Genomic DNA, 9,145 nt, shown 5'->3' on the forward strand with positions numbered 1-9,145 from the left:
AGGAGCTTAACAACGCCATGTCTATGCCTTCGCACACCCTTGATGGCTTGAAAATCAGCTCTCGGGTCACACTGCTCGAACCGGGCATGTACATCTTCAGGTATGCCTCGCAGCCCCCCGCAGACAAGCCCGTTTGCATCGCCCTGCAGCAAGCGCCCCTGGGCAAAGGTTCTATCGATTTCTTCCCCGCCGAAGGCGTCAGCAAGAACATGCTGACCAAGCTGGGCGACACCATCGTTGCGCGCGTGAAAGCCGGCGTAACTACTGTGCTGATCACTGAATACCACATGTTCGACGCAGTGATTGACCCGGTTGATTTGCGCATCGATCGCATCGACACCTCGCCGGCCATCATGCGTACGTTCGCCGTGGTTGCCACCGAACCCGCCCAAGCGCTACCCACTGACGCAACCCCGCTTCCCGTCAAGATTACTGCACACATGCAGCAGTCTGGCGAAGTCGTGTCGGCGCATGGCTATGTGGGTGCGCCCAACAGCACCGAATTTATTGAATGCTTTGCAATAGACCTTCCGAACAAGCCTGCCGGAGTCGACCTGCTTTATACCTGCATGGTGGCCGGCTCCGGCCCCAGCCGCAATGTATCCACCGGCACCACCGTTGGTGCCCGTGGCCAGGGTTTGCCCCTGATATGCGTAGGCTTCAGCCTGGTAGGGCCCCTGCGCAAGCACTATGAATTAACCGGCCTGCTCGCATTTGGAAATGCGGAACCTCAGCGCCTGGTCACCAATCAGATGATGCACGGCCCCACCGGCAATGAGCCGCTGGTGGCGTTGCACCTCGCCGTAACCCCCGTAACGAAGATGAACGCTGCCCGCCTTAAGTCTCCGTGGGAAAACTCTGCGTCACAGCAGAATACTATTGCAGCAGGCCAAACGGCTTGAAGTAACAGGAAGACATCATGCAATACGATAGCCCTCAATCGAGCAGCGATCTGCAAGCTACCCTGAGCGCAGACAGCGCCAACCTTTCCGACACCACCCTGGCGGCCATCAACAGCCTGCTGAACCTGGACACCGTTGACACCGTCGGCATCGCCGGCATCACCGGCAACACCGTTCAGCTGCCAACCACCGGCACTGCCGACATCGTCCTGGGCGAAGTCGAAGGCGCCAAAGGCGACCAGGTTTCTGTTGACCTGTCCGCTGCAGAAGCTGCTGGCGTCAGCGCTTACGTGCTGCAGAGCGATGCCAACCTGGTTGTTGACCTGCAAGGTCAAACTGCCGCTGGCGACGTTCAAACCCTGGCTGCTGCCATTGCCCCAGCCGCTGTCGACACCTCGGCCATCGAACTGGTAGTTGCTACCGGTAACGGCGACGACGTGATCACCGTCAAAGGCGACCAGAACACCCTGATCGATGCTGGCGACGGCAACGACACCATCGTGACTGGCAACGGTAACAACACCGTTATCGCTGGCAACGGCAACAATAACATCACCACCGGTTCGGGCGATGACACCATCATCCTGAGCGGCAGCAACCACGCTGACATCGTCAAGGCCGGCGCTGGCTACGACATCGTGCAGCTGGACGGCTCGCGTGATGACTACACCTTCACCGTTGGCAACAACTACAACGTCAACTTGACCGGCAACCAAACTGCCTCGATCACCGACGCTGAGTTCCTGACCTTCGTGAACGGTGACACCACCGAAACCGTAGCACTGGCTCACAGCGACGCTGAAGCTGCTGCCCTGCGCCTGTACCAAGGCATCCTGGGCCGCGACGCTGATGCTGGCGGCGCCAAGGCATTCACCGGCCTGGTGAACGACGGCACTTCGCTGACCGACATCGCCAACCAGTTCCTGAACTCTGCCGAGTTCGCCGGTGCTGCCAACGAAGCCAGCATCAACAACCTGTACACCACCCTGCTGGGCCGTGCCGCTGACGCTGCTGGTTCCGACGCATGGGAAGCTGTACTGGCCAACGGCGGCACTCTGGCTGACGTAGCAGCTGGTATCGCTGTGTCCCAGGAAGCTCAGGAGCGCGATGCTTCGAACGGCGACTTCGTCCGTGACCTGTACACCAGCGTTCTGGGCCGCGAAGCCGACGAAGCTGGCCTGGACGCTTGGGTATCCCAGCTGTTCAACGGCACCAGCCGTGCAGACGTTGCCAAAGGCATCGTTGGCTCGGTAGAAGCTGCTGACAAGTCCAACAGCGACTTCATCGACGCTCTGTACCAGTCTGCTACCGGCCGCGCTGCCGATGCAGAAGGCAAAGCTGCTTGGGAAGCTGTACTGGACAACGGCGGCACTCACGCCGACGTCGCTCTGGGCATCGTTGGTTCCGCCGAAGCCATCGCACACATCGACAACGTCGTTGTGCTGCACGGCCAGGTGTAACTAGCCCTGTCGTAGCGAAGCGTACGCCCGGCCGCAAGGCCGGGGGTATGTGAAAGGGGGCGGCTTTCGGGTCGCCCCTCTTTTTATTATCTGTAGCCAAGCCAAGCTTATGTCCAGACAACTCGACCATGGGCGAGAGACGCTCATGGACATCTTCCACCGCCACCGTCAGGCCAACGAGCACGACGCGGCGGCAACTGCACTCGAACGTGCGTTGCAGATTCCCGAGTACCGGGCCGAAGCACTCGTATGGAAAGGCATCGCGGCATTGCCGCAGACGCCCGAGCTGGCTTTTTTATTTTTTGCCAATGCCGCCAAGGCGTTGCCCGAACGGGCCGACGTCCATGCCCTGGTAGGGCGCAGCCTGCTCGCACAGGGCCGCTGTGAGATGGCGACGCGTTACCTTACAAATGCGTGGAAACTTCAACCCAACGATCTCGCCCTGAGGCTGACCCTTTGGGAGGCTCGTGGCCGGTCAGAAACACCTGCTGAGTTGCGGCGCATGATTCTGGCCCACTTGCCCGACATCCATACGGGCAAGGAGCTGGAAGTGGTACTGAGGCTGCTCGCTGCGCAAAGCGATGCTCCGGGTACCATCGGCGTGGTGCGCTATCTGCCCGAGCAGAAGGAAATCCAAGGGTGGGCAGTTGATCTGCAAAACCTGCAAGCACCCGCAGCACTCGTTATCGAAGCCAATGGGGCGCGGATCAATGCAACGGCCAACACCGCCCATCCGTTGCTGAGCGCTGCGGGGCTGCCGGCTACCCACGGTGGTTTGCGGGTGAGCGTGCCTAACCCCACTCCTGCGGTGCACCTTCACTTTGCCAACGGCACGCCTCTGCTTGGCAGCCCGGTTTACGCAATGCCGGTCTTCGTTCCACCTGCCAGCGTTGGTGGCGGCGAAAACAACCCAGTGGACGTACTGATTCCGGTCTACAACGGCCTTGAGGAAACCCTGGAGTGCATCAACAGCGCGCTGGACGCCCGCAAGCTGAATCGCACCCCGCACCGACTGGTGGTCATCGAAGACAAGACGCCCGTCCCTGCGCTGGCCAAGGCACTCAAGGTGCTGGCTGCCAAGGGCAAGATCACGTTGATCAACAACGCGGTTAACCTTGGTTTCATCCGTACCATGAACCGCGCCATGGCACTTAGCCCAAACAAAGATGTGGTGTGGCTCAACGCTGATACCCGCGTGCACGGCGCCTGGCTGGATCGGTTACGTGAAGTGGCTTATAGCGACGAACGCATTGCATCGGTAACGCCGTTCACCAATAACGGCGAGCTGATGAGCTTCCCCCGTAGCCAGATCTGCCATGAGATGCCCAGCGCCAAGGCCCAGGCCGAACTGGATGAACTCGCCCGGCAGGTGGCCAGCCCACCCGTTGAAATCGAGACTGGCTGCGGCTTTTGCCTGTACATCAAGCGGGCTGCACTGGACAAGGTCGGCTATTTGGACGAGGTGCACCTGGCCCGGGGCTACGGTGAAGAAACCGACTGGTGCCTGCGCGCTCGCAGCCACGGCTGGCGCCACATGGGGGCGCCTAACGTATTTGTGGCGCACCAGGGCGGTATTTCGTTTGGTGCAGAGAAGGTACTGCGTGTGGCGATGAACAACGCCACACTGCGCAAACGCTACCCCGACGCATCGGCGCGCTATAAAGCATTTTGCCTGCGCGACCCCATCAAACCTGCACGCCAAACCCTGCAGCAAGCTCGCCTTGAGCACTTGGCGCGTAAGCCGGCAAGTCAGCGGAATGCATGCTGGCAAACGGGTACTGACCATACACTCCGCATTCACGATGGCTCCATGCCAGAAGCCGACTTCAGCCTGAGTTTTCACCAGAGCAGCCACAGCACCTGGGTGCTCTTGACCGCTCCATTGAGCCCACTACCGCTGAGTCTTGAATTCGATGTGCCGAACGATTTGGCTCGATTGGTCGAGTGCCTGCGCAATCTACCGATACAGGCAATCGTGTATGAGCACTTGGCGCGGTGCCCCGTGGGCTTATGTGATCTGCCGGCAATGCTGGACATTCCGTATAGCATCCAGTGCCGTGATGACCGCTTGCTGGATCAACAGGGCGATTACGACTGGCAACGGTTTGCCCGTGAGGCCGCAAGCGTCGTGGTGCCGAGGCCCGCGCTGAAGCCCATCTATAGCGGTGCGTTACCGGACGCCAAGATCATGGTGAAGGCAACCCCGGTTGAAGATGAGGCTCCCACGCATGCGCCTCAATCGCTGATGATCGGTGACAGCCTGCGCGATCAGGGGACTTCGCTTGAGTGGCTGGATGCCGCTCGTCACATCAGCCAAACCCGGCTACCCATCAGTTTGCTTGTGCACATCGATAGCCCTTCGCTGGATCAGTTGCAGGCCACCGGTAGTGTGAGGTTTTTACCAGAAGTGGAAGGCCTCAGTCTGGCCGAGCGTGCCCAAGCCGCTGGCTGCGATGGTGTACTGAGTCTGACCATGAATTCTGGCAGTGGCTGGATGGCGCCAGGCTTGGCGAAGCAACTGGGCGTACCACTGTTTGCCAGCCCTACCCCCCTGCGAAGCGACGACGGCTCCATCGACCTTAACAATTTGCCATTCACCCTGAGCCCGACCCAATGACCGAACACGCTATGGAAAAACCGCAGATGGAAGTGTCCGTCACTCAACCTGACTTCAGCGGGGCCATACTCGGTCTTCAAGGCGATGTACTGCACGGCTGGGCGATGGACAACTCGCAGCACGAGTACCGTCCGGTTGTGGAGGTTTTCATTGATGGAGCAAGCGTGGCGCTTGTGCGGGCTGACCAATACGAGCCGACTGCGCCGACGGGCGACAAGTTCCACGGCTTTGCGGTGCATCTTCGTCAAGGCTGGCTTGACGACGCACGGTTGATTACCGCTCAAATTGCTAATCATACGTTCGTATTGAAGGGGCAACTTTCGCTGCCGGTCCCGCCTAGTGAGGACAGCGCAGGTATCGCGTCCCAGGTTTGGCACACGGGCGGTCTGCGTGTGGCTGGCTGGTGCTGGGATCCGAAATCACCTAATCGGCACGTTGAAGTGACGGTGCGAGAAGGCGACCGAGTAATTGGTACGGTTGCTTGTGACGAACACAATCAAGCCTTGGCCTATCGAACGTCCAGTAAACACGGCTTCTCTATCGATCTACCCTGGGAATTGGCCGACGGAAGGATACATGTGCTTGATATCGTCAACGATCTTGGCCACGCACTGGCAGGAAGCCCCATTCGCCTGTGCTGCCGGCCAGAAGGTATAGAGGGACTGCTCAAGCAACTGGACACGACACATGATAGTGCGACGCTAACCCTGCTTTCTCAAATCGCCAAGGAACAAACCTTACGCATGCCTAAAAGCACGGGTTGGCAGCAGTATCCCCAGTGGTTTGAGGCATTCCAACGTCTTGATAATCTGCCAACGCCAAGCCCTAAGGGCACGCTGGGATTGCTGATATTGAGCGATGGCGATAATGCGCTGGAACTGATCACCCTGAGCAGCCTAGGGCGTTGCCGAAGCAGCATTTACAAAGAGGTTACCAGCACGCCTGACGATATATTGCTAGCTGTGGCGCAATTGCTTGAAGTCGGCTGTGATCGCATCTTGCCGATGATAGCAGGTGATCGTCTAGCACCGTTGGCATTGGCGCACTTGAGCGCTTTGCTAGACGATGGCAGCGTATGGGCATATTCAGATTGCGACCGTGATGGTCCACAGGGTGAGCGCAGTTTGCCATGGCTGAAGCCAGTATGGGACCTAGACCTGTTCATCGGCGCAGATATCTATTCGCCTGGGGCGATATTCAGCGCCGACATTCTTAAACAAGCGATAGCGTTGCTAACGGCTAATGCAAGCCACCGGCCTATAAATTGGCACGATCTCATGGCCGGGGTTGCATTGGTAACGGATCATGCCGATGCGCGGGTTACCCACCTGCCGCGCGTACTCTACCATCGTGCTTTCCACGCACCCGCAAGCCCTGAGCAAGCCCAGCCGTCCTCACAAAGGCAAGAGGCTCTCAGCTGGCTATGCCGACAACTGGCCCCAGGTGCCACGGTTAGCCAAGTGGCAGATTATCCAGCGCTGTTCAGGGTGCGCTGGCCATTGCCAGCCGAACTGCCCCGTGTAAGCCTCATCGTGCCAACGCGGGATCAGTACAAGTTGCTGCATGCTTGCATTGAAGGGCTACTAAACGACACGGACTACCCTAATCTTGAAATCATCGTTGTCGACAATCAATCAAGCGATCCAGTAACGCTGGCGTACCTCACCGAGCTTCGCGACCGCGGTGTCAAGGTGCTATCCCACCCCTACCCCTTCAATTACTCGACTATCAACAACCGCGCAGCAAGCGTTGCTAGTGGCGAAGTGATCGGTTTGGTTAACAACGATATCGAAGTACTCGAAGGCGACTGGCTCGAAGAGCTGGTATCGCAGGTGTTGAGGCCAGGTGTTGGCGCCGTTGGCGCCAAGCTGCTGTGGCCAAACAAAATGGTGCAGCATGGCGGGGTGGTCGTGGGAGTCAACGGTTTGGCTGCGCACGCAGGCAATAATTTGGAGCAGCGTGACCCTGGATACATGGGGCTGAATCAGATCACCCGCCGGCAAAGCGCTGTGACGGCTGCATGCCTGCTATTGCGTAAAGCGGTCTTTGAAGCAGTAGGCGGACTGGATGAGCATGCGTTTCCGATCGCATTTAACGACGTCGACCTGTGCCTGCGAGTTCGTCAACAAGGATTGGATTTGGTTTGGAGCGCGTCCGCACAATTAACACATGCAGAATCAGCTAGCCGTGGAAAAGATCACACACCTGAGCGGCAGGCCCGAGCGAGGCGTGAGCAGCAGTGCTTTATCGATAGGTGGTCCAGCACACCAACTACAGATGACTACTACCATCCAGCGCTGAGCGCAGACTATCTGAGTGGTCCCTATGGCGGGTTGGCACTGGCGCCCTGTATTGGTAAGAAACGATATAGGCCTACCACAGCCCCAATTATTAAAGCTCAGGACTAGCGCTAATGACGAACGCGCTGTATCAATTTTCCTCGTATGTCGCTGAGTCACAGTAAGGACTTATCTTATGAACAAAATTATTTTGGTGACCGGTGGCGCTGGCTATATAGGCTCTCATGCGGCCCTTGCATTGCTTGAGGAAGGGCATCAGGTTGTAGTGCTGGACAACCTTTGCAACAGCTCGGCGGCAGCCTTAGAGCATATTGAAAAGATTTGTGGTAAGCGCGTTGACTTTATGGAGGGTGACATCCGCGACAGTGACACGCTGGACCGAATCTTCGGCAGTTACGACATAGATGCGGTTTTCCACTTTGCCGGCTTGAAGGCAGTCGGAGAGAGCGTCAAGGAGCCCGCCAAATATTACGAAAACAATGTAGCAGGCACCTTAACCCTACTGCAAGCGATGGCAAAGCACTCCGTATTTAACTTCGTATTCAGCTCCTCTGCTACGGTATATGGAAATCCGCAGCAGATGCCCATACGCGAAAGTACAGAAGTTGGCAGGCCAACTAACCCCTATGGACGCACCAAGCTGATCATTGAAGACATGCTTAGAGATTTCAGCGCATCAGACGAACGCTGGAACATCGCACTGCTGCGCTACTTTAATCCAATCGGTGCTCATGAGAGCGGACTAATGGGTGAACACCCTCAGGGAATCCCGAACAATTTGCTGCCTTATATCAGCCAAGTAGCAATCGGATCCCTCGAAGAACTGAAGGTTTTTGGCAATGATCATCCAACGCCTGATGGAACGGGAGTGAGGGACTATATTCACGTGGTCGACTTGGTAATAGGTCACTTGAAAGCTCTTGAGTACATAAGCCAGAACAAAGGCCTTCATGTATGGAATCTCGGCACAGGAACGGGGTACAGCGTTTTAGACATTGTTAAATCTTTCGAACGTGTAACTGGGCAGTTGATACCCTATTGCTTTGCTCCACGGCGTGCGGGGGACGTGGCTGAGAGCTGGTCCGATCCGGCCAAGGCTCAGCAGGAACTCGATTGGACGGCCGCGCGCAATCTCGAAGACATGATCCGAGATACGTGGAGGTGGCAAGTAAATTATCCTGCTGGATACGCACAGCACGCGTCCGGTCAGAATCAGTAAAATTCACCTCTGGGAAATAAAAGTGAATACAGAAACCGTGGCCCCTGAGCCTAACCAAACCCAATCAGCTTCTCCAGTGGTGCTTCAAGATATAAGAGCACAGCCGGTCGCGCTGAGCACTAAAAACGGCTCCAAGAAGTTCATCATCAAGCTGGATGAAGTCGAACAGGATGAGGGCAGAGTCAGCCTGAGTGTGTGGGCTACACAGCCGAATGTGCAGTTTTGTCTCGCGACGTCTAGCAAAGCATTTCAATTCAAAACTACCCATATTGCTCGGCCTGATGTTGAAGCATCACTGGCGGGCGGCCAGAATCAAAAGATTACAGGCTATCGGTTGATTGCTGAGCTATCTGCACCCTTAGCGGAAGATGCCTATCTCACATTTAGCTTGGAAGGCAAAATTTACGCTTACAAGCTTCCATTGAAGAAAGTATTTTCTGCAACTTGGGATATTGCTGAACTTCCACTAGAAAGCTCTACCCAAGCCAAGGCCCATATTGACCTATGCGGAGCCATTCTCGGAAAGGTGGGCGCCTTGTCGGGGTGGAGCATCGCCAAACCTGGGGTGACGCTATGGCTTGTGGATAGCAAGGGTAACAAAAAGAATCTGTCCGCCTGTTTGCGCTACCACAGGGATGATGTCGCTA

The 9,145-nt window shown here is 56.9% G+C and carries 6 protein-coding genes; all 6 read left to right on the top strand.

The window, feature by feature from the left end; all coding sequences use genetic code 11:
• The first annotated feature begins 23 nt into the window (after positions 1 to 23).
• Positions 24 to 902 carry a hypothetical protein gene (locus tag APH25_RS08380; protein WP_060481599.1) on the top strand — a complete coding sequence of 293 codons (879 nt, stop codon included), beginning with the start codon at positions 24 to 26 and terminating at the stop codon, positions 900 to 902.
• A gap of 17 nt (positions 903 to 919) precedes the next feature.
• Entirely contained in the window at positions 920 to 2,362 is a 1,443-nt protein-coding gene (locus APH25_RS08385) for a DUF4214 domain-containing protein (RefSeq protein WP_060481600.1), read from the top strand.
• Between the two features lie 145 nt (positions 2,363 to 2,507).
• A complete protein-coding gene (locus APH25_RS08390) occupies positions 2,508 to 4,979 on the top strand; it encodes a glycosyltransferase family 2 protein (protein WP_060481601.1) in 2,472 nt (823 codons plus the stop codon).
• Entirely contained in the window at positions 4,976 to 7,387 is a 2,412-nt protein-coding gene (locus APH25_RS08395) for a glycosyltransferase (protein WP_060481602.1), read from the top strand. Before APH25_RS08390 ends, APH25_RS08395 begins: the two co-directional genes overlap by 4 nt.
• Before the next feature lie 67 nt (positions 7,388 to 7,454).
• Entirely contained in the window at positions 7,455 to 8,498 is a 1,044-nt protein-coding gene (gene galE / locus APH25_RS08400; protein WP_060481603.1) for a UDP-glucose 4-epimerase GalE, read from the top strand.
• 22 nt (positions 8,499 to 8,520) lie between these two features.
• A partial coding sequence (locus tag APH25_RS08405) for a hypothetical protein (protein ID WP_156333147.1) occupies positions 8,521 to 9,145 on the top strand: 625 nt, incomplete at its 3' end.

Origin of the sequence: Pseudomonas sp. NBRC 111119 (genome assembly GCF_001320125.1) — a bacterium.
Classification (GTDB): domain Bacteria; phylum Pseudomonadota; class Gammaproteobacteria; order Pseudomonadales; family Pseudomonadaceae; genus Aquipseudomonas; species Aquipseudomonas parafulva.